This window comes from Reyranella sp., from assembly GCF_052439685.1.
Lineage (GTDB): Bacteria > Pseudomonadota > Alphaproteobacteria > Reyranellales > Reyranellaceae > Reyranella.
Genome location: NZ_JBQVQG010000001.1, coordinates 343359 through 361724 on the forward strand (window position 1 = coordinate 343359; position 18366 = coordinate 361724).

22 protein-coding genes are annotated in these 18366 nt (G+C 67.3%); 9 read left to right on the forward strand and 13 right to left on the reverse strand.

The genetic code is table 11. From position 1 onward, the window contains the following. Positions 1 to 3: 3 nt before the first annotated feature. On the forward strand, positions 4 to 1497 hold the full coding sequence (gene mqo, locus ACT6UX_RS01575) for a malate dehydrogenase (quinone) (protein WP_444773382.1): 1494 nt from the start codon (positions 4 to 6) through the stop codon (positions 1495 to 1497). Then, positions 1497 to 2744: a threonine/serine ThrE exporter family protein gene (locus ACT6UX_RS01580; RefSeq protein ID WP_444773383.1), complete on the forward strand. Its 1248-nt coding sequence runs from the start codon at positions 1497 to 1499 to the stop codon at positions 2742 to 2744. The genes mqo and ACT6UX_RS01580 overlap by 1 nt, the downstream gene beginning before the upstream one ends. A gap of 12 nt (positions 2745 to 2756) precedes the next feature. Here ACT6UX_RS01580 and fumC read toward each other — a convergent pair whose 3' ends face one another. The 7 genes from fumC to rsmI are packed head-to-tail and all read right to left on the reverse strand — an operon-like array spanning position 2757 to position 8308. Next, positions 2757 to 4160: a class II fumarate hydratase gene (fumC, locus tag ACT6UX_RS01585; protein WP_444773384.1), complete on the reverse strand. Its 1404-nt coding sequence runs from the start codon at positions 4158 to 4160 to the stop codon at positions 2757 to 2759. Positions 4161 to 4214: 54 nt separating this feature from the next. Continuing rightward, on the reverse strand, positions 4215 to 4658 hold the full coding sequence (gene arfB, locus ACT6UX_RS01590; RefSeq protein WP_444773385.1) for an alternative ribosome rescue aminoacyl-tRNA hydrolase ArfB: 444 nt from the start codon (positions 4656 to 4658) through the stop codon (positions 4215 to 4217). Then, positions 4655 to 5218, reverse strand: coding sequence for an ankyrin repeat domain-containing protein (locus ACT6UX_RS01595; protein ID WP_444773386.1), 564 nt, complete (start codon positions 5216 to 5218; stop codon positions 4655 to 4657). Before ACT6UX_RS01595 ends, arfB begins: the two co-directional genes overlap by 4 nt. After that, on the reverse strand, positions 5215 to 6177 hold the full coding sequence (gshB, locus tag ACT6UX_RS01600; RefSeq protein WP_444773387.1) for a glutathione synthase: 963 nt from the start codon (positions 6175 to 6177) through the stop codon (positions 5215 to 5217). The genes ACT6UX_RS01595 and gshB overlap by 4 nt, the downstream gene beginning before the upstream one ends. A gap of 44 nt (positions 6178 to 6221) precedes the next feature. Then, a complete protein-coding gene (locus tag ACT6UX_RS01605) occupies positions 6222 to 7049 on the reverse strand; it encodes a SirB1 family protein (RefSeq protein ID WP_444773388.1) in 828 nt (275 codons plus the stop codon). Between the two features lie 3 nt (positions 7050 to 7052). Continuing rightward, a complete protein-coding gene (locus ACT6UX_RS01610; protein ID WP_444773389.1) occupies positions 7053 to 7418 on the reverse strand; it encodes a YraN family protein in 366 nt (121 codons plus the stop codon). Next, complete coding sequence (gene rsmI, locus ACT6UX_RS01615) at positions 7415 to 8308, reverse strand: 16S rRNA (cytidine(1402)-2'-O)-methyltransferase (protein WP_444773390.1); 894 nt, start codon at positions 8306 to 8308, stop codon at positions 7415 to 7417. The genes ACT6UX_RS01610 and rsmI overlap by 4 nt, the downstream gene beginning before the upstream one ends. A 29-nt stretch (positions 8309 to 8337) precedes the next feature. Here rsmI and ACT6UX_RS01620 point away from each other — a divergent pair, with 29 nt between their 5' ends. Beyond that, positions 8338 to 9519, forward strand: coding sequence for a penicillin-binding protein activator (locus ACT6UX_RS01620; protein WP_444773391.1), 1182 nt, complete (start codon positions 8338 to 8340; stop codon positions 9517 to 9519). A gap of 1 nt (position 9520) precedes the next feature. Then, positions 9521 to 10258 (forward strand): HAD family hydrolase, encoded by a 738-nt coding sequence (locus ACT6UX_RS01625; protein ID WP_444773392.1) that lies wholly within the window; start codon positions 9521 to 9523, stop codon positions 10256 to 10258. A gap of 16 nt (positions 10259 to 10274) precedes the next feature. On the opposite strand, the gene ACT6UX_RS01630 is transcribed toward ACT6UX_RS01625, so the two are convergent. Then, positions 10275 to 11054, reverse strand: coding sequence for an aspartyl/asparaginyl beta-hydroxylase domain-containing protein (locus ACT6UX_RS01630; RefSeq protein WP_444773393.1), 780 nt, complete (start codon positions 11052 to 11054; stop codon positions 10275 to 10277). A gap of 199 nt (positions 11055 to 11253) precedes the next feature. Between ACT6UX_RS01630 and ACT6UX_RS01635 the strand changes: the two genes are divergently transcribed. Then, positions 11254 to 12144: a class I SAM-dependent methyltransferase gene (locus ACT6UX_RS01635; RefSeq protein ID WP_444773394.1), complete on the forward strand. Its 891-nt coding sequence runs from the start codon at positions 11254 to 11256 to the stop codon at positions 12142 to 12144. An 8-nt stretch (positions 12145 to 12152) separates the two neighbouring features. Further along, positions 12153 to 12452, forward strand: coding sequence for a hypothetical protein (locus tag ACT6UX_RS01640; RefSeq protein WP_444773395.1), 300 nt, complete (start codon positions 12153 to 12155; stop codon positions 12450 to 12452). A gap of 348 nt (positions 12453 to 12800) precedes the next feature. Here ACT6UX_RS01640 and ACT6UX_RS01645 read toward each other — a convergent pair whose 3' ends face one another. Both ACT6UX_RS01645 and ACT6UX_RS01650 read right to left on the reverse strand, forming a co-directional pair. Next, positions 12801 to 13151 carry a (2Fe-2S) ferredoxin domain-containing protein gene (locus ACT6UX_RS01645; protein ID WP_428677452.1) on the reverse strand — a complete coding sequence of 117 codons (351 nt, stop codon included), beginning with the start codon at positions 13149 to 13151 and terminating at the stop codon, positions 12801 to 12803. A gap of 7 nt (positions 13152 to 13158) precedes the next feature. Beyond that, positions 13159 to 13425 carry a DUF6489 family protein gene (locus ACT6UX_RS01650; RefSeq protein WP_444773396.1) on the reverse strand — a complete coding sequence of 89 codons (267 nt, stop codon included), beginning with the start codon at positions 13423 to 13425 and terminating at the stop codon, positions 13159 to 13161. A gap of 43 nt (positions 13426 to 13468) precedes the next feature. On the opposite strand from ACT6UX_RS01650, the gene ACT6UX_RS01655 reads away from it, so the two are divergent. From ACT6UX_RS01655 to ACT6UX_RS01665, 3 genes are all read left to right on the forward strand, one after another. After that, the gene (locus tag ACT6UX_RS01655) at positions 13469 to 14644 is read left to right on the forward strand and encodes a diaminopropionate ammonia-lyase (protein WP_444773397.1); all 1176 of its coding nucleotides are present in this window, start codon (positions 13469 to 13471) and stop codon (positions 14642 to 14644) included. A 13-nt stretch (positions 14645 to 14657) separates the two neighbouring features. Next, the gene (locus tag ACT6UX_RS01660; protein ID WP_444773398.1) at positions 14658 to 15080 is read left to right on the forward strand and encodes a DUF2267 domain-containing protein; all 423 of its coding nucleotides are present in this window, start codon (positions 14658 to 14660) and stop codon (positions 15078 to 15080) included. A 73-nt stretch (positions 15081 to 15153) separates the two neighbouring features. Beyond that, on the forward strand, positions 15154 to 15897 hold the full coding sequence (locus tag ACT6UX_RS01665) for a creatininase family protein (RefSeq protein ID WP_444773399.1): 744 nt from the start codon (positions 15154 to 15156) through the stop codon (positions 15895 to 15897). Between the two features lie 169 nt (positions 15898 to 16066). On the opposite strand, the gene ACT6UX_RS01670 is transcribed toward ACT6UX_RS01665, so the two are convergent. Genes ACT6UX_RS01670 through ACT6UX_RS01680 form a run of 3 tightly spaced genes read right to left on the reverse strand, consistent with a single transcriptional unit; the run spans position 16067 to position 18360 of the window. Beyond that, positions 16067 to 16927, reverse strand: coding sequence for a DMT family transporter (locus ACT6UX_RS01670; protein ID WP_444773400.1), 861 nt, complete (start codon positions 16925 to 16927; stop codon positions 16067 to 16069). A gap of 22 nt (positions 16928 to 16949) precedes the next feature. Next, positions 16950 to 17354 carry an EVE domain-containing protein gene (locus tag ACT6UX_RS01675; RefSeq protein ID WP_444773401.1) on the reverse strand — a complete coding sequence of 135 codons (405 nt, stop codon included), beginning with the start codon at positions 17352 to 17354 and terminating at the stop codon, positions 16950 to 16952. 16 nt (positions 17355 to 17370) lie between these two features. Beyond that, positions 17371 to 18360, reverse strand: a complete 990-nt coding sequence (locus tag ACT6UX_RS01680) for an NAD(P)H-dependent glycerol-3-phosphate dehydrogenase (RefSeq protein ID WP_444773402.1) — start codon at positions 18358 to 18360, stop codon at positions 17371 to 17373. Positions 18361 to 18366: the final 6 nt, after the last annotated feature.

Below are 18366 nucleotides of genomic sequence, written 5' to 3' on the forward strand. Positions count from 1 at the left end.
ACGATGGCAGACAATCATTCCGGCGACTTCGACGTCGTCCTGGTCGGCGCCGGCATCATGAGCATGACACTGGCCACGTTCCTCAAGGAGCTGCAGCCTCATCTCAAGATCGAGATCATCGAGCGTCTGCCGGGCGAGGCCCAGGAAAGCTCTGCCGCGTGGAACAACGCCGGCACCGGCCATGCCGCCAACTGTGAATTGAACTATACGCCGCAGCGCCCGGACGGCAGCGTCGACATCTCCAAGGCGCTGGAGGTCAATGTCGAGTTCGACATGTCGCGGCAGTTCTGGTCGTACCTCGTGAAGAAGGGCGCGATCGAGCGGGCGGATTCCTTCATCCATCCCGTGCCGCACATGAGCTTCGTGATCGGCGCCGATCGGGCGGCCTTCCTGAAGAAGCGCCATGCCACGATGAGCGCCCATCACTGCTATCGCGGCATGGAATATTCCGAGGACCACAAGCAGATCGCCGAATGGGCGCCGCTGCTGATGGAGGGTCGCGATCCCGCCCAGGTCGTCGCCGCGACGCACATGGTGACGGGCTCCGACGTGAACTACGGCGCGCTGACCACCAACCTGCTGAACTACCTGCGGCGCCAGGAAGGCTTCTCGATCCAGTTCAACCAGGACGTGACCAACCTGCATCGCCGGACCGACGGTGGCTGGACGCTCGACGTCAAGGACGAGAAGTCCGGCGAGAAGCGGTCGGTCGGTGCCCGCCACGTGTTCCTGGGTGCGGGCGGTGCGGCGCTGACCCTGCTGCAGAAGTCCGGCATTCCCGAAGCCGACGGCTTCGCCGGCTTCCCGGTAAGCGGCATCTGGCTTCGCTCGGGCAGCCAGGAGATCGCCACCCGCCATCTGGCGAAGGTCTATGGCATGGCAGCCAGCGGATCGCCGCCGATGTCGGTGCCCCACCTCGACACGCGCTACGTCGACGGCAAGCGCTGGCTATTGTTCGGGCCCTTCGCCGGCTTCTCGACCAAGTTCCTGAAGCACGGCTCGATGTTCGACCTGCCGTTCTCGCTGCGACCGGACAATCTGCTGCAGCTGCTGGCCGTGGCGCGGGACAACCTTCCGCTCGAGGAATATCTGGTCGGCCAGGTGCTGCAGACCAAGTCGCACCGCTTCGATGCGCTGCGCGACTTCTATCCCAAGGTCGACGAGAAGGACTGGGAGTTCGACGTCGCGGGCCAGCGCGTCCAGATCATCAGGAAGGACGTGGCGCGCACCGGCAAGCTGGAGTTCGGCACCGAGATCGTGCACTCGGCAGATTCCTCGATCGTGGCCCTGCTGGGCGCCTCGCCGGGCGCTTCCACCGCCGTCTGGATCATGGTCCACATGCTGGAGACCTGCTTCAAGGAGCAGTTGGTCGGCCAATGGGTGCCCAAGCTGAAGGAGATGATCCCCTCCTACGGCCAGGACCTGAAGACCGATGCCGCGCTGGTCGAGCGTGTGCGCAAGGAAACGGCTGAAGTGCTGGGCCTGCACACGGTCTGATGACCGCCCCTCGGGCCCCCCTCACCGAGTCCCTGGAAGTCCTGCTCCGCTTCGGCGCGCTGATGCTGCGCGCCGGCGACACCGCGTTCCGGGTGCGCGAAGCCACGGCGCGGCTCGCCGGTCACATGGGAATCGGCAGCCTGTCGCTGCAGGTGACGCTCGACGCCATGTCCGCCACCGTCCGCCGCGACGGGGAGACGGCCACCCTGACCTGCGACGTCGGTGCACCGGGCATCAATGCGGCCCGCATCGGCGCGCTGGAAAGGCTCGCCGAGGCGAGCCGACCCGGTCTCACGCCACAGGCACTCGCCAACGACCTCGATGGGATCGAAAAGGTGCCCGGCCTCCACGCCCTCGCGACCGTATCGATCTCGATCGGTCTCGCGTCCGCGGCCTTTTCCTACCTGAACGGCGGCGATCAGCTGGCCACCGGCGCGGCGGCGATCGCCGGTGCCGCGGGCCAGGCCGTTCGCGCGCTCTCGTTCCGCCGACAGCTGAACCAATATGCCGTCACCGCCGTCTGCGCGGTCGTTGCCGCCGGCCTCTACTGCCTGATCGTGCTCGGTCTCGCAGGGCGCGACTTCTCCACCGAGCTGGCCGTGGGCTTCATCTCCTCGGCTCTGTTCCTCGTGCCGGGTTTCCCGCTCGTCGCGGCCCTGCTCGATCTCGTGCAGCACCAGACCGTGGCCGGCATGGCGCGGCTCTTCTATGCCACCATGATCCTGCTGGCTGCGGCCTTCGGCCTCTCGGCGGTCGCAGCGCTTGCCGGCCTGACCGACGTTTCTCCGCCCGCATCGACGGCCGGTGCCGACGCGATGACGGTATCCTTGCGCGCGCTGGCGAGCTTCGCCGGGGGCTGCGGCTTCGCGCTGCTCTACAACAGTCCGCTGCGCACGGTCCTGACCGTGGGCCTGCTCTCGCTGGCCGGTAACGAACTGCGGCTCGCGCTACACGATCTCGGGCTTAACTTGCCGGCCGCGACCTTCGCGGGCGCGTTCGCCGTCGGCCTGCTGGCGTCGCTGGCCAAGCAATGGCTCCGCGAACCGCGAATCTGCTTCACCGTGCCTGGCATCATCATCATGACGCCCGGTATCTTCGCCTTCCGCACGATCGTGCTGCTGAACGAAGGCGACGTGCTCGCCGCCGTCGAGGCCCTCGCCGGCTGCTGTTTCATCGTCGGCGGCATGGCGCTTGGCCTCGCCACCGCCCGCTTCATGAGCGAGCGGCGCTGGATATTCGAACGATAGGTCTCTGCCGCGCTACTCCGTCGCGACGTAGGGGTGAACCATCTTCGACGGATCGACCACCTTGTCGAACTCGGCCTCGCTCACATACTCCAGCTTGAGCGCCGCCTCCTTGAGCGTGAGGTCGTGGTCGATCGCGTAATGGGCGATCTTGGAGGCCTTGTCATAGCCGATCACCGGCGCCAGCGCCGTCACCAGCATCAGCGACCGGTCGACATATTCCTTGATCTTCTTGAGGTTGGGCTGGGTGCCCTCGACCAGGAACTTGCGGAAGTTGGCGCAGCCATCGGTCATCAGCGTGATCGAATGCGCGATGTTGTAGATCATCAGCGGCTTGTAGACGTTCATTTCGAGATAGCCGCTGGCGCCGCCGAAGCCGACCGCCACGTCGTTGGCCATGACCTGGACCGCGATCATGGTCAGTGCCTCGGCCTGGGTCGGGTTGACCTTGCCCGGCATGATCGATGAGCCTGGCTCGTTCTCCGGGATGTGCAGCTCGGCGAAGCCGGCGCGCGGGCCGCAGGACATCAGACGGATGTCGTTGCCGATCTTGTAGAGCGAGACCGCGAGCGTGCGGAACGCGCCCGAGAGCTGCACCAGCGCGTCGTGGGCGCCCTGAACGGTGAACTTGTTGGGCGCCGTCACGAACGGCAGGCCCGTCAGCTTGGCGATCTCCGCCGCCGCCGCCTCGGCGAAGCCGGGGGCCGCGTTGATGCCGGTACCGACCGCGGTACCGCCCAGCGCCAGGCGATAGACGCCCTTCAGCGCATCTTCGACCCGCTCGATATTGTCGGCCAGCATGCCGGCGTAGCCCGACCATTCCTGGCCGAGCGTGATCGGCGTCGCATCCTGCATGTGGGTGCGGCCGATCTTCACGATGTCCTTCCATTCCTTCGCCTTGGCGTCGATCGCGTCGTGCAGCGCCTTCAGCGACGGCAGCAACCGCTCCTTGGTGTTCACCGCGGCCGCGATGTACATGACCGACGGGAACGAATCGTTGGACGATTGCGACATGTTCACGTGATCGTTGGGATGCACCGGCTTCTTCGAGCCGAGCGGCGTGCCCGCGAGCTGGCAGCAGCGGTTCGAGATCACCTCGTTCACGTTCATGTTGAACTGCGTGCCGCTGCCGGTCATCCAGACGTGAAGCGGAAACATGTCGTGGTGCTGGCCGGCGAGGATCTCGTCGCAGGTCTCCAGGATCAGTCTGTGCGCCTGGTCGTCGAGTCGCTTGCCGTCATGGTTGGCGTTGGCGCAGGCCTTCTTCAGGGTCGCATAGGCGGTGATCATCTCGCGCGGCATCAGGTCCTTGCCGATGCTGAAATGCTCGAGCGACCGCTGTGTCTGGGCGCCCCAGAGCTTGTCAGCGGGAACGCTCACCTCACCCAGGCTGTCTGTCTCCTTGCGAACATCTGCCACGCGGCACCTCATCTGGTTTGACGGCGCGACACTACCCCAACCTTCCCCGTGTCGTCAGTCGTCCGATGTCCGGGCTCTTCGCAGGGACTTGACCGTGCCGTGACGCTTCTTGTCATCGACCCGGCGTTTCTTCGCGGCGCGGCTGACCTTCGTCTTGACCCGCGGCACCGGGCGATGTGTCGCCTCGCGGATCAGCTCGATCAGGCGGGCGAGCGCCTCCTCCCGGTTCCGCAACTGGCTGCGCTGCCCCTGGGCCACCAGCACCAGCACGCCGTCACGCGTCAGGCGCCGCCCCGCCAGGCGCTCGAGCCGCTGCCGCACATCCTCCGGCAGCGAGGGCGAGCGGCGGACGTCGAAGCGCAACTGCACCGCCGTCGACGTCGTGTTGACGTGCTGGCCACCCGGGCCGGCGGCGCGCACGAAACTCTCCTGGATCTCATCCGGGTCGATCGACAGCGAGCCGGTTACCCGGATCGGCGCCGCCCCGGTCGTCGTCATTCCTTGCCGCCAGCCTTGCGCAGCATCGCCTCGATGGACCCGCGGTTGCTCTGCTTGGCATAGGTGACGGCCGTGCGACCGGTGAAGTCACGCGAGTTGGGGTCCGCCTTCTTGGCGAGGAGCAGCCGCACGACCTCGGCGTACCCTCGGCCCGAGGCGATCATCAGGGCGGTCTGTCCCTGGCGATTCTGTCCGCGCGGATTCGCATTGCGCCGCAGCAGGATATCCACGATCTCGACGTCGCCCTTCTCGGCGGCGCGCATCAAGGCCGTGTATCCCTCGGGATCCATCGAATCGGGCAGCGCACCGCCCTTGAGGAGAGTCTCGACCACGGGGACGTGACCGGCGCGGACCGCCACGGTCAGCAGCGGCTGACCGTTGTTGGCAGTCTGGTTCGGGCTCTCACGCTTCAGCAGGGCCTGCCGCACCTTCTCCTCGTCGCCCTCGACGACCGCCTTGACGATCTGCTTCTCGCCGAACAGGTCCGAACCCGACGTCTGTGCCAGGACGGCGCCTGCCGGAACGATCATCGAGAGGGAAAGAAACGTTCGTCGAATCATGTCTTGCTCCCGCGGGTTTCCTGATAGCGGACCTCGATCCGGTCCCAGATCTGTGCCTCGAGCGAGACACCGTCGAAGCGATTGATCTGCTGCAGACCGGTCGGCGAGGTGACGTTGATCTCGGTGAGATAGTCGCCGATCACGTCGATGCCGACGAAGATGAGGCCGCGCCTCGCAAGTTCCGGCCCGATGGTCTCGCACAGTTCGATGTCGCGCCTGGTCAGCGACGCCTTCACCGCCTTGCCGCCGACATGCATGTTGGAACGCGCCTCGCCGGCCGCCGGCACGCGGTCGATCGCGCCGACCGCCTTGCCGTCGATCAGGATGATGCGCTTGTCGCCCTTCCGCACCTCGGGAAGATAGCGCTGGGCGATCACCGGCTCCCGGCTGCGCTGCGAGAACATCTCCAGCAGCGAGGCGAAATTTTCATCGTCGGGACGTACGCGGAAGACGCCGGCGCCGCCATTGCCGAACAGCGGCTTCAGGATGATGTCCTGATGCTCGTCGCGGAACTCGCGCAGAGCGCGGGCATCGGCAGTGATCAGGGTCGGCGGCATCACATTGTCGAAATGCGTGACGAACAGCTTCTCCGGCGCGTTGCGCACGCTGGCCGGGTCGTTCACCACCAGCGTCTTCGGGTGAATGTGCTCCAGAAGGTGAGTCGTCGTGATGTACGACATGTCGAACGGCGGATCCTGGCGCAGCAGCACGACGTCGACGGTCGAGAGGTCGATCATCTCGGGCGCGCCCAGGGTGAAGTGGTTGCCCTTCTCGCGGCGCAGCTTCATCGGCTGCGCACGGGCCATCACCTTGCGGTCGCGGAAGATCAGGTCCTGCGGCGTGTAGTGCCAGACGGTGTAGCCGCGCTTCTCGGCTTCCAGCCCCAGCACGAAGGTCGAATCGCCGTCGATGTCGATCGTCGAGACATGGTCCATCTGGATGGCGACGTTGAGCTTCATGACAGTATCCTGACTTGGCGGCGCGGAACGAAGGTCGACTGGTTTCAGTTAAGGCCGCGTCGCAGTTCCTGCAACAGGGCCGAGGCGCGCCGGCGAAGATCCGGATCGCCGTCGAGTTCGAGGAGGCGCTGGTAGGCCGCGATCGCGGCCCGGCGCTTGTCGAGGCGTTCGTTGAGCTGCCCCGCCTCGAACAACAGTTCCGCCCTGTCGGGCGCGATCGCCAGCATGCGGTCGAGGGAGCGTGCCACGCCGTGCCAGTCGTCGCGCCGCGCGAGGCGCAGCCGCACGTTGTTCTCGAGCCGCAGCAGCACGTCGCGATCGGGAACGGGATCGAAATGCCCCGGCGCCAGCTCGGCCTCGGGGCCCAGGACCTGCCGCAGGAGCCTGCGCAGATCGGCGGCCTCGCGCACCGCGCCTTCGTGGAAGGGGTCGACCACGTGGCGCGTGCCGTCGATACCGATGCGGATCAGGAAATGTCCGGGAAAGGCCAGCCCCTCGGCCTGCCAGCCCTGGGCGCGGGCGACATGCAGGTACAGGATCGACAGCGCGACCGGCAGGCCCATGCGGCGCTCGATCACGCGCACGAGATCGGCGTTTTGAAGATCGTCGTAGGTCTCGGCGTCGCCACGATAGGCATAGGACCGCGCGATCACTTCCGACAGCGATGCGGGCGAAGCGCCGCGCCGATGGATCAGATCGGCGAGTTCGTTCGTCATTGCCGTGACGTGCTGGCGGAACGGCGCGAGGTCGATGGTCTCGCCGCGACCGAGGACGCTCAGCCGCAATGCCGCCTCCAGCAGATCGATGCGCTCGCCGTCGCCGGCACAAAGATCCTTCAGTCGCCCCAGCTCATTCGTCAGATCGTCAGCCACGCATCACTCCGGCGCTTGCCAGACGTCGGGCAGATGGCGGGGCCACACGCCACCGACCAGCACCGCATCGAACCGCACCGAGCAGGCGGCATAACGCGGATGATGGGCGATGAACAGGCTGGCGGCGCGCGACACGCGGCCGAACTGCCGGTCGCCCAGGGCATCGGCCGCCTTCACGAAATCGCTGCGCGCCTTGACCTCGACGAAGGCCAGCACGTTGCCGCGACGCGCGACGATGTCGATCTCACCCAGCCGGGTCTTGTAGCGGCGCATCAGGATCGTGTAGCCGCCGAGCCGAAGCCGCCAGACCGCCCGCCATTCGGCCGTATGGCCCATGCGGTAGGCTTTCTGGCGGGCCTTTGTGGTCATACCGCGCTCCGCTTCAGTTCGAGGGCGCGGGCATAGACGTCGCGCCGTTTCAATCCGTACCGCGCGGCCACCTCGGCGGCCGCGTCCTTGACGGAGGCGCCCGTCATGGCTTCGCGCAGCGCCTCGTCGACCGTGTCGGCGCTGCGTTCGGTGTCGGCCGAGGGCGCCCCGATCACGATCACGATCTCCCCCTTCACGTCGGGATGGGCAGCATAGTGGGCGGCCAGCGTGGAGAGCGGCGCCCGCCGCACCTCCTCGAACAGCTTGGTGAGCTCGCGTGCCACCGCCGCGGGACGGTCGCCCAGCAGTTCCTGAAGATCGGCCAGGGACTCGGGCAGCCGGTGCGGCGCCTCGAAGAAGACGAGGGTGGAGGGAATGGCGGCCACCTCGCCGATCGCCCGCCGCCGCTCGGTCCCCTTGGCCGGCAGGAAACCCGCGAAGAAGAAGCGGTCGGTCGGCAATCCCGACAAAGCGAGCGCCATGGGAACGGCGGACGCGCCGGGTGCCGACGTGACGGAATGGCCGGCCTCGACCGCCGCGCGCACCAGCCGGTAGCCGGGATCGGAGATCAGCGGCATGCCAGCGTCAGACACCAGCGCGACGCTCTTGCCGGCCGCGAGCGCCCGCACGAGGCGCGGCTCGGATTTCTCCTGCGTGGCGTCGCTGTAGGACACGGTCGGGGCAGAGATGCCGTAGTGGGTCGCGAGTTTGGCGAACACCCGGGTATCCTCGCAGGCGATCAGGTCGGCTGCCTGAAGCACGTCCAGTGCCCGCAGCGTAATGTCGCGCATGTTGCCGATCGGTGTGGCAACAATATGCAGTCCCGCGGCGAGCGGCGGTTTACGCGGCGGCTGCCCGTCGGTAGCTTGGGGCTGTTCGTCCAGGTTCATCTGATTCCGATCGCCGGAGTTTCGCGCCGATGCGTAGGTCATTCTTCGTGCTCGCTGCCGCCGCCTTCCTGTTGGGTGCGTGCGGCGAGCCCCCCAAGACTAGCACGAGGACGGCGCAATCGGTGACCGTCACGCCGAAGGCCGGTTCCCCGCTGACGCCATCGGGCAAGGTCCGCATCGCCCTCCTCCTGCCCCTCAGTGGCCGCGCCGCGCCGATCGGGCAGGCGATGCAGCAGGCTGCCGAAATGTCGCTGTTCGACAGCGGCGCCAAGGAACTGGCGCTGTCGGCCTACGACAGCGGGGAAAGCGCGGAAACCGCCGTCGAGGCCTATCGCAAGGCCCGCCTCGAAGGTGCAGCCCTCGTGCTGGGACCGCTCTACGGCACCTCGGCCAGCGCTCTGGTGCCGCTGGTGAGCCAAGGCGGCATGAACGTGATCGCCTTCTCCAATGACGAGCAGGTCGCGCAGCGCGGCGTCTGGGTCATGGGCATCGCCGCCCCGCCGCAGGTCCGCCGCGTGGTCGATCATGCGTTCGAGTCCGGCATCCGCCGCTTCGCGACCTTCGCGCCGCAGACGAGCTATGGCGAGCAGATGTCGCGCACGCTCGAGACCTATGTCACGCGACGCGGCGGCACCGTCGTCGGGCGCGAATTCTTCGCTCCCAACGGCGCCGACATTCCGGCCCAGGCCCGACTGCTCGCCACCTCGGCGAAGACCGAAGGCGAGAGCGGCAAGGTCGCCGTCCTCGTGCCGGTGGCGCCGCCCCTCCTGTCGACCGCGCTTGCCTCGCTGGCGACCAGCGGCCTCGACGGCCGGGCGATTCAGCTGATCGGCACGGGTGTCTGGGACTTCCCCGGCGTCGGTTCGGAAACCATGCTGCGCGGCGCCTGGTATGCCGCCCCCGATCCGGCCAAGCGGGCCGACTTCGAGCGCCGCTTCGTTTCGACCTATGGGCGGCCGCCGCACCGGCTGGCGACCCTCGCCTATGACGGTGTGGGCCTGGCCGGCCAGCTCGCGCGGATGAAGCCGGGCGGCGACTTCTCGGCCGAGGCGATCACCAATCCCAACGGCTGGTCCGGCGTCGATGGCATCTTCCGTTTCCTGCCCGACGGCCGCTCCGAGCGCGCCCTCGCGGTGATCGAAATCCAGGGCGACCGCGGCGTGGTCATCAGCCCCGCCCCGACGACCTTCGCCGCCCAGCCGACGAATTGAGATGGCCGATCTTCCCAAAGCGGGCCTTCCCCGCGCGATCCTGTTCGACATGGACGACACGCTGATCCGTGCCTATGCGCAACCGGAGGAGGCGTGGACCCGTCTGCTCCATGTCTTTTCCGCCCATCTCGACGCTCACGACGAGGCGGCCATCGCGCGCGTGCGGACGGCCGTCATGGAGGAGGCGCGCGCCTTCTGGAACGACCGGGCCGAGGCCGCGAAGTGGCGGCTCGACATCCCGGGCGCCCGTCGGCTGTCGGTCCGTCGCGGGCTGGCGAAGCTCGGCCGCGAGGACGACGAACTGGCCGATCGAATCGCCGATTCCTTCACCGAGCTCAGGCGCAAGGAATACCGCCTCTATCCCGACGCCCATGCCACGGTCGACGCCCTGCGCGATGCCGGCGTTCGATTGGCGCTCGTCACCAATGGCGCCGGCGAGACGCAGCGCGCCAAGATCGAGCGGTTCGAACTCGCCCACCGCTTCCACCATATCCAGATCGAGGGTGAATTCGGCCAGGGCAAGCCCGAGCTCGCGGTCTACCGCCACGCGCTCGAGCGTCTGGGCGTCGCCGCGGAAGACGCCTGGATGGTCGGCGACAATTATGAGTGGGAAGTCGTGGCGCCGCAGGCGCTGGGCATGTGCGGCATCTGGTACGACCCGTTCGACGCCGGCGTGCCCGCGCACGCGACGGCCAAACCGACGCGCATCATCAAGCGGCTGGCCGAACTGATCGAATAGCCGGCGGGTTCGTCGATCAGGCCGCGTTACGCGGCGGCACACCGATCGCGGCGCGTTCATAGACGGCCTTCACCTCGGCGCTGCGGCGCCCGAGTTCGTAGCGCAGGCCGGTGTAGAGATTCACCGGGAACGGCATGTCGGCGTTGAAGTCGATGATCAGCACGACGCGCGTCTCGTCGGTCTGGTTCTTGACCCAATGCTCGCGCGTGTCGTCGAACACCAGCGGCACGCCTTCTTCCCAGAAGAAATGGTGGCCGCCGATCTCGATCCAGCATTTCTCCGGCTCGCTGGGCACGATCAATGGATAATGGAAGCGGACCACGCCGGCCGCGGAGCCGCGATGCGGCTCGATCTCGGCCCGGCCGGCCAGGATGCTGAACAGGGCGGTGTGCACGCCCGGCAACCGGTTGATGGCGGCCATCGTGTCGGGAACGGCCGCGGTGTTCTCCGTGATCTCGTGGCCGTAGATCTTGAGAATGAACGTGCGCCAGGCGCGGCCCGGCACGTAGAGGTCGCGCGGATGGACCTCGTGCAGGGTCGGGATTTCTTCATGGTGGCTGAGCAGGTAGTCCAGGTCGGCCTTGATCTGGGCGTGGCTCTTCCTGAGTTCGGCCAGCACGGGAAACGACTTCAATGCGTCTTCACCGGCCAGCGGCAGCTTGGGCATGTTTCGCAGGATCCAGTCCGAGAGCTTGAGATTGAGCTTCTCGAGGGGCTCCTGGGGCACCCAGATGTTCTTCGTGAGATAGAAACGGCCCTTCTGGCCCACGCCCTGCGGCACATCCGTCGTCGTCATGCGGGAGCAATCCTAGCTGCTGCAATGCCCGGTTTTCTTGCACGAAAAGCGCGATAAATCGCAGCCTCGTGCGACGCCTCATAGGTACTTCTGGGACAAACTTTACCTCAATGCAATAACTTCAAATGTCGCAAAAACCGCGTGGTCCGCTGCGGTGACGAATGGCTTATGCTGCGCCGATGAACATCAGGGCCACTCAATGACCGAAACCGCTCACGCTGCCGGCGCCTCGCCGGAAGCCATCCGTTCGCACTACGACGTCGGCAACGACTTCTATCGGCTGTGGCTCGACGAGACGATGACCTACTCCTCGGCGATGTGGCGCGACGAAAACGACGACGCTCCGCTCGCCGATGCCCAGCGCCGCAAGATCGACTGGCATCTGCACAATTCGGGCGCCGACCGGGTAACGTCCGTGCTCGACATCGGTTGCGGCTGGGGCGGCATGTTGCGTGCGGCCGTCGCGACGCGCGCGCCCGGCGCCCCCGCGTTGCAGCGGGGCGTTGGATTGACGCTGAGCGACGCGCAGGCCGAACTCGCGCGCGCGGCCCTCCGCGACGCCGGCTCGCCGCCCGTCGAGATCCGCGTCGAGAGCTGGGCCGATCACCAGCCCGCCGAGCCCTACGGCGCCATAATCTCGGTCGGCGCGTTCGAGCACTTCACCAAGCCCAAGGACGATGCGGCCACCAAGACCGCGATCTACCGCCACTTCTTCACGCGCTGCCACGACATGCTGGCGTCCGACGCCCGCATGACCCTGCAGACCATCGCCTATGGCGATCCCGACGACAAAGTCCCGATGGGTCCCCTGGTCGAGGACATTTTTCCCGAATCCGAACTGCCGCGCCTGCCGGAAATCCTCGCCGCCGCCAACGGGATCTTCGAGGTCGAGCGCTTCCGCAACGACCGCACCGACTACGGCCGGACCTGCGAGATATGGGCCGCCAACCTCAAAGCCCGGCGGGCCGAAGCGCTCGAGATGGTGGGCAAGGACCAGACCCGACGCTACGAGCGCTATCTCAAATTCTCCGCCTGGGGCTTCTTCTCGCACCGCCTCCACCTGCTGCGCTTCCGCCTGAAGCGCCGCTAGGGGCCGCCATGACCGCCTTCGACGCCTTCGCCGCCAGCGTCACGGCCGACGCGCCGCCCGCCGGGTCCCGCCCGGCGCTGCAGGCCCTGTGGTGGATGCGCCGCGGCGACTGGGCGCGGGCCCACGAATGCGTCCAGGCGCATGAGGGCGAGCCGGACTGCGACAGCGTCCACGCCCATCTCCATCGCCAGGAAGGCGATCTCGCGAACGCCGGCTACTGGTACCGGCGGGCCGGTCGGCCGGTGTCGCCGCAGTCGCTGGACGATGAATGGGCGGCCCTCGCGACGGAGCTGCTCGCGGGAAGCTGACGGCGAGATCGGCCACCCAGCACACCCCCTGCAAAATACCGGGCAAAATCGACCCTTCAACGGGACCAGGATACCTGCTTCAGGGGTGCGACTCTCGCTTCGATTGTTTCGTTTATTTCGTTTATTTCGATTAGACGCCTTGATGACGTCACCGCGCGAGGCGTTCATCCGCTAGCGCCCGGGCCATGGCAAAGTCACGCGCTCTTGAGGCAACAGCCCGGCCGGCATGGCATTAGCGCCCACGGGAGGCTACGCCATGCTCGGCGTCATCGTCGTTCTGGTCAGCCTCGCCGGATCACCGTGGTTTCAGCACCACGGTCGCCGCGGCTTCTGAAGGTGCGTCGCCGCCTACTTGTCTTCCGGCTTCAGCATCAGCCGCTCGACCCGGCCGCCCTTGACCAGGTGCGTGTCGAGCACCTCGTCGACGTCTTCCTTGGTCGGCACCCGGTACCAGATTCCTTCCGGATAGATCACGAGGGTCGGCCCCAACTCGCAGCGGTCGAGGCAGCCGGCATTGTTGATGCGGACGTTCTTGAGGCCGAGCGCCTTGGCGCGGCTCTTCATGTGGTCCCGCAGGGCCTCGCCGCCGCGCTCGGCGCAGCAGCCGCGCGGGTGGCCGGCGGGGCGGCGGTTGGTGCAGCAGAAGACGTGGGCTTCGTAGTAGGGCTTGGGATCGGCTGGCTTCTCGCGCTGGCTCATGATCCGGCTATTCCTTCTTGGTCGATCCGCCGGAGGCGATGTTGGCGAGCTGGGACCAGAAAACCTGCTGCATCTGCTGCATCTGGTCCATGCCCTGCATGGAGGCCGGCAGCCAGGTCTTGAAGATCGTCTCAGGGTTCATCGACCCGAGGCTGTTGCGCAGGCGTTCCTCGATCTCGTTCATGATGCGATCCTGCATCGGCTTGATGTCCGGCAGCCCCATGAAGGCGCGGGCCTCCTCGGGCGTGCAGGTCACTTCGACATTCACCTTCATGGGCCACTCCGTTTTGGCGACCTTAGCATGCTATGACCCGGGCATGACGACCCCCCGGTTGGCCCCCTGGTTGGCCAAAAATCCGCGCGCCACGCGCCCCCTCGAATTCGGTCGCGAGCAGCAGTTCGTGATCAATCCCAACGGGATTCCCGAACTGTGCGAGGAGCTGAAGGCCTGCCCGGCGCACAGACCGACGCCGCTCTACGAGCTGCCGGCGCTGGCCCAGCGGCTGGGCGTGGGCGAGATCCGGGTCAAGGACGAGAGCCAGCGCTTCGGGTTCGGCGCCTTCAAGGCGCTGGGTGGCGTGATCGCCGTCGCCAACGTGCTGACCGGCGCGGTCGGCGACGCCTATCATTCCTCGCCGTCGTTCGAGAGCGTGATGAAGGGCGAGTACCGGGAAGTGACCGGCCGCTTCGTGTTCACCGCCGCGAGTTCGGGCAACCACGGCCGCTCGGTTGCCGCCGGGGCCAAGCTGTTCGGCAATCGCTGCGTGATCTTCCTGCCGAAGTTCACCAGCGCCGAGAAGGAAGCCGCAATCCGGGCGCGCGGCGCCGAGGTGATCCGGGTCGACGGCGACTACGACACCGCGGTCGCCGAGTGCCGCCGCCAGGCCGAGGCCAACGGCTGGACGATCATCTCCGACACCTCGTGGGAGGGCTACGATTCGGTGCCGCGCAGCGTCATGCGCGGCTATTGCGTGCTGGTCCACGAGGCCGCGGTCCAGCAATGGGGCGCCGCGCCCACCCATGTCTTCGTGCAGGCGGGCGTCGGCGGCCTGGCGGCGGCGGTGATCGGCTATCTCTGGGCGGTCTGCGACGAGCGGCCGGTCTCGATCGTCGTCGAGCCCGAGAGCGCGGATTGCTGGTTCCAGAGCAACCTCGCGGGCAAGCCCACCCTCGCCAGCGGCAACGCCGACACGGTGATGGGCGGTCTCGCCTGCCGCGAAATCTCGCCCGTGACCTGGCCGATCATCGGCGCGGCGGCCGACTGGTTCATGACCATCCAGGAGGACGGCGTCCTGCCGGCCCGCCGCCTCTACGCCAACCCGCTGGGCCAGGATCCCGCGATCATCTCGGGCCCCTCGGGCTGCGCCGGCCTCGCCGGCCTGCTGCGCGTCTGCACCGACGAGGCCGCCTTCAAGGCGCTGGGCCTCGGCCCGACGTCACGCGTGCTGCTGATCAACAGCGAAGGCAACCTGGGCGAACCGCTGCCGTCCTGACGGCACGACGATCATGCCGGTCCCTGTCGAATACAAGCGCGCGTCGATGGCCTTCGAGCAGTTCATGCTCGACGCGCGGGACATTTCCGGCCTCGCGACCACGCATCAGACCTACACGATGGTGCAGGGTGTGTTTCAAGCCTTCCGCCGACGCCTCGACGTGAAGGAGGCGATCCGATTCGCCAACGTGCTGCCACCCGTCCTGCGCGCGCTCTTCGTCGCCGACTGGGATCTCGACGAACCGCGGCGCCCTTTCGAAGACCGTGCGATCATGACCCGTGAAGTGCAGGCGCTGCGTCCCGACCATAATTTCGCCCCCGAGTCCTCGATCGCGAGCGTCGCGGCGGCGCTGCACAGGAACATCGACCAGGCCGAGCTGGATCGCGTCCTGGCAAGCCTGCCGCCCGGCGCGCAGGCCTTCTGGGCGAGCGACTGATCGACGGACAGCGCGCCTTGTCTCGCTGCACGAAGCGACGCATCCTGCGGGCACATCACAGGAGTTTCGGTTCGTGCAGCTTCAGCTCAAGACCTGGCAGTTCGTCGAGGACTATCTCAAGACCAAGACCGGCATCATCATTCCGATCGGCTCGACCGAGCAGCACGGCCCGACCGGCCTGATCGGCACCGACGCCCTCACCGCCGAGATGGTGGGCCGCGGCGTCGGCGAGAAGGTGGGCGCGCTGGTGGCGCCGACGATCTCGGTCGGCATGGCCCAGCATCACCTCGACTTCGCGGGCTCGATCACGCTCAAGCCCACGACCCTGATCGCCGTCGTGCGCGACAACGTGCTGTCGCTGGCCAAGCATGGCTTCACGCGCTTCTTCTTCGTGAACGGCCACGGCGGCAACATCGCCACGGTGACCGCGGCCTTCTCCGAGATCTATGCCGAGCGCTCGATGGAGCGCATGAGCAACCAGCCCTCGATCAAGTGCGCCCTTCGCAACTGGTGGGACAGCCCGGGCATCAAGCGCCTCAGCTCCGAACTCTATCCGACCGGCGAGGGCAGCCACGCCACGGCCTCGGAAGTGGCGCTGACCTGGTACAAATATCCCGAGACGATGGACCGCCGCGTGCTCGAGCCGCGCATCGCGCCGAACGGCTCCTTCGCCGACTCCGAGGACTATCGCCGCGCCTTCCCGGACGGCCGCATCGGCTCCGACCCGAGCCAGGCGACGCCCGAACACGGCAAGCGCTTTTACGACCAGGCGGTCGAGGACGTGGCGCGCGACTACGAGGCCTGGGTCACGCGGTAGAGTTTTTCTACAACCACCTCACCCTGAGGAGCGCTCCGAAGGGGCGCGTCTCGAAGGGTGGGCACGAGCACCGCGTCTGTTGCCCATCCTTCGAGACGCGTCCCGATGGGACGCTCCTCACGATGAGGTCTAGTGGGTGAACCTGAAGCAGAATGATTCCGGCCGATCGCTACCGCGACACCCGCTCGCGGTGCAGGATGTAGAGGCCTGAGCCCACGATCACGACGATGCCGGCGAGCGCCAGGGTGTTGGGGACTTCGCCCCATACGACGTAGCCGATGGCGAGCGCCCACAGGATCGAGGAGTAGCGGAACGATCCCATGACCGAGATCTCGCCGCCCGAGCGCAGCCCGATCACCAGGAACTGGTAGCCGATCGCCAGCAGCAGCGAAGACGCCATGATGTAGCCGAGGGCGCGGGCATCGATCGGCTGCCAGCCCTCGACCAGCGCCCAGGCACAGCCGACGATGGCGACGGTGATCGCCGTGGTGAAGGACACGACCAGCGTCGGCACGGCGGGCGGCAGATGGCGCGCGATGATGTCGCGAAAGGCGCCCAGGCAGGTGCCGGTGAGCGCCACCCAGGTCCAGCCGTTGATGTCGCCGGGCCGCGGCTGGATGACCATCAGCACGCCCACGAAGCCCAGTCCCACGGCCGTCCATCGACGCCAGCGAACATCCTCCTTGAGCAGGACGACGGCGAGCACCGTCAGGATGAGCGGCGTCGAGAGGTTGACGGCGGTGGCGATCGCGAACGGGATCTGGAACAGCGCGATCAGGTAGATGATGGCCGCGCCCGCCTCCAGTCCGCCGCGCAGCATGACCCTGGGATGGACCGCGTAGGCCATCTTGCGCCAGGCGCCCGTCGCCAGCAGCGCCAGCGCGCACCACAGCGTGGCGAACACCCCGCGCACGCCGATCGACTGGATCGACGGCACGGTCTCGGCGGCGAGCTTGATCAGCGCATCGTTGAAGATGAAGACGACGACCGACGCCAGCATCGCCACGATGCCGCGGGTATTGTCGATCATGACCGGGCCACTGACGAAGTGACTACTTCGCCATCTTCTCGATCATCTTCCACTGCTCGGCGGAGACCGGCACCACCGAGAGGCGCGACTGGCGCACCAGGCCGAAGTCCGCAAGCTTCGGATCGGCCTTGATCGCGGCCAGCGTCACCGGCGTCTTCACCGGCGCGACCGGCTTCACGTCGACGGTGACCGCCTTGCCCGCCTGGTCGGTGGGATCGGGATAGGCGGGCTTCACGACCTCGGCGATGCCGACGATCTCCTTGCCCTCGTTGGAATGATAGAAGAAGCAGCGGTCGCCGGGCTTCATCGCCTTGAGGTTGATCGCCGCCTGGGCGTTGCGCACGCCGGTCCAGGAGGTCTGGCCGTCCTTCACGAACTGCGCCCAGGAATAGACCGAGGGCTCGGACTTGATGAGCCAGTACGCCATTTTGTTTCCCCCGCTCCTACTTGCCTTCACGCCGCAGCGGCCGCGCCAACAGGGCGCGAATCGAATCGTCGAGATCCGCGCCGCGATGCAGGATAGCATCGACGGCGGTGCATATCGGCATCTCGATGCCGAGCTTCGCGGCGCGTTCGAGCACCGCCGGCGCCGTCGCCGCGCCTTCGACCACCTGCCGCCGGCCCTGCATGTAGGTTTCGTATGACATGCCCTTGCCGAGCGCGGCGCCCAGCGAGCGATTGCGCGACAACGGCCCTTGGCAGGTGAGCACGAGATCGCCAAGCCCGCTCAGGCCCGTCAGCGTCTCGAGCCGGGCGCCCAGCGCGAGCCCCAGCCGCGCCATTTCGGCGAAGCCGCGGGTGATCAGCGCGGCGGCGGCGTTGTGGCCGAGGCCGCGGCCCTCGACGATGCCGGCCGCGATCGCCAGCACGTTCTTCACCGCGCCCCCCAGCGACACGCCCACGACATCGTCGGTCCAGTAGGGCCGGAACATGCCGGCGGCGAGCGCGGCCGCCAGGTCGCGGCCGAGGGCGGCATCGGCGGTCGCGATGCTGACCGCGGTCGGCAGGCCCTGCACGGCTTCCTCCGCGAAGCTCGGACCCGAGAGCATGGCGATGGCCCGGCCCGGCAGGGCCTCGGCCAGCACCTCGGGCATCAGCAGGCCGGTCGTGGCTTCGATGCCCTTGGCGCAGATCACGACGGGACCGCTGCCAGGCAGGCCCTGCGCCACGACGCGCAACGCCTGGGCCGGACAGACGAGGAGGATCGCATCGCAGTCGGCGAGCTCGACCAGTTCCGCTGCCGCGACGATGCCCGCGTCGAGCGATTGCCCCGGCAGATAGATCTCGTTGCGACGGTCATGCGCGATCGCGGCCGATACACTGCGATCCCGCGACCACAGGGTCACCTTGCGGCCGGCCCGGCGTCCGAGACAGGCCAGCGCCGTTCCCCAGGCGCCGCCGCCGACGACGCCGATATGCGCGATGCCCGTCACGCGATC

What these genes read in the sequence shown, in the direction of transcription:
- mqo (WP_444773382.1), top strand. Translation starts at nt 4, where the DNA reads ATGGCAGACAATCATTCCGGCGACTTCGACGTCGTCCTGGTCGGCGCC.
- ACT6UX_RS01580 (WP_444773383.1), top strand. Translation starts at nt 1,497, where the DNA reads ATGACCGCCCCTCGGGCCCCCCTCACCGAGTCCCTGGAAGTCCTGCTC.
- arfB (WP_444773385.1), bottom strand. Translation starts at nt 4,658, where the DNA reads ATGACGACGACCGGGGCGGCGCCGATCCGGGTAACCGGCTCGCTGTCG.
- ACT6UX_RS01595 (WP_444773386.1), bottom strand. Translation starts at nt 5,218, where the DNA reads ATGATTCGACGAACGTTTCTTTCCCTCTCGATGATCGTTCCGGCAGGC.
- gshB (WP_444773387.1), bottom strand. Translation starts at nt 6,177, where the DNA reads ATGAAGCTCAACGTCGCCATCCAGATGGACCATGTCTCGACGATCGAC.
- ACT6UX_RS01610 (WP_444773389.1), bottom strand. Translation starts at nt 7,418, where the DNA reads ATGACCACAAAGGCCCGCCAGAAAGCCTACCGCATGGGCCATACGGCC.
- rsmI (WP_444773390.1), bottom strand. Translation starts at nt 8,308, where the DNA reads ATGAACCTGGACGAACAGCCCCAAGCTACCGACGGGCAGCCGCCGCGT.
- ACT6UX_RS01620 (WP_444773391.1), top strand. Translation starts at nt 8,338, where the DNA reads ATGCGTAGGTCATTCTTCGTGCTCGCTGCCGCCGCCTTCCTGTTGGGT.
- ACT6UX_RS01625 (WP_444773392.1), top strand. Translation starts at nt 9,521, where the DNA reads ATGGCCGATCTTCCCAAAGCGGGCCTTCCCCGCGCGATCCTGTTCGAC.
- ACT6UX_RS01630 (WP_444773393.1), bottom strand. Translation starts at nt 11,054, where the DNA reads ATGACGACGACGGATGTGCCGCAGGGCGTGGGCCAGAAGGGCCGTTTC.
- ACT6UX_RS01635 (WP_444773394.1), top strand. Translation starts at nt 11,254, where the DNA reads ATGACCGAAACCGCTCACGCTGCCGGCGCCTCGCCGGAAGCCATCCGT.
- ACT6UX_RS01640 (WP_444773395.1), top strand. Translation starts at nt 12,153, where the DNA reads ATGACCGCCTTCGACGCCTTCGCCGCCAGCGTCACGGCCGACGCGCCG.
- ACT6UX_RS01645 (WP_428677452.1), bottom strand. Translation starts at nt 13,151, where the DNA reads ATGAGCCAGCGCGAGAAGCCAGCCGATCCCAAGCCCTACTACGAAGCC.
- ACT6UX_RS01650 (WP_444773396.1), bottom strand. Translation starts at nt 13,425, where the DNA reads ATGAAGGTGAATGTCGAAGTGACCTGCACGCCCGAGGAGGCCCGCGCC.
- ACT6UX_RS01655 (WP_444773397.1), top strand. Translation starts at nt 13,469, where the DNA reads ATGACGACCCCCCGGTTGGCCCCCTGGTTGGCCAAAAATCCGCGCGCC.
- ACT6UX_RS01660 (WP_444773398.1), top strand. Translation starts at nt 14,658, where the DNA reads ATGCCGGTCCCTGTCGAATACAAGCGCGCGTCGATGGCCTTCGAGCAG.
- ACT6UX_RS01670 (WP_444773400.1), bottom strand. Translation starts at nt 16,927, where the DNA reads ATGATCGACAATACCCGCGGCATCGTGGCGATGCTGGCGTCGGTCGTC.
- ACT6UX_RS01675 (WP_444773401.1), bottom strand. Translation starts at nt 17,354, where the DNA reads ATGGCGTACTGGCTCATCAAGTCCGAGCCCTCGGTCTATTCCTGGGCG.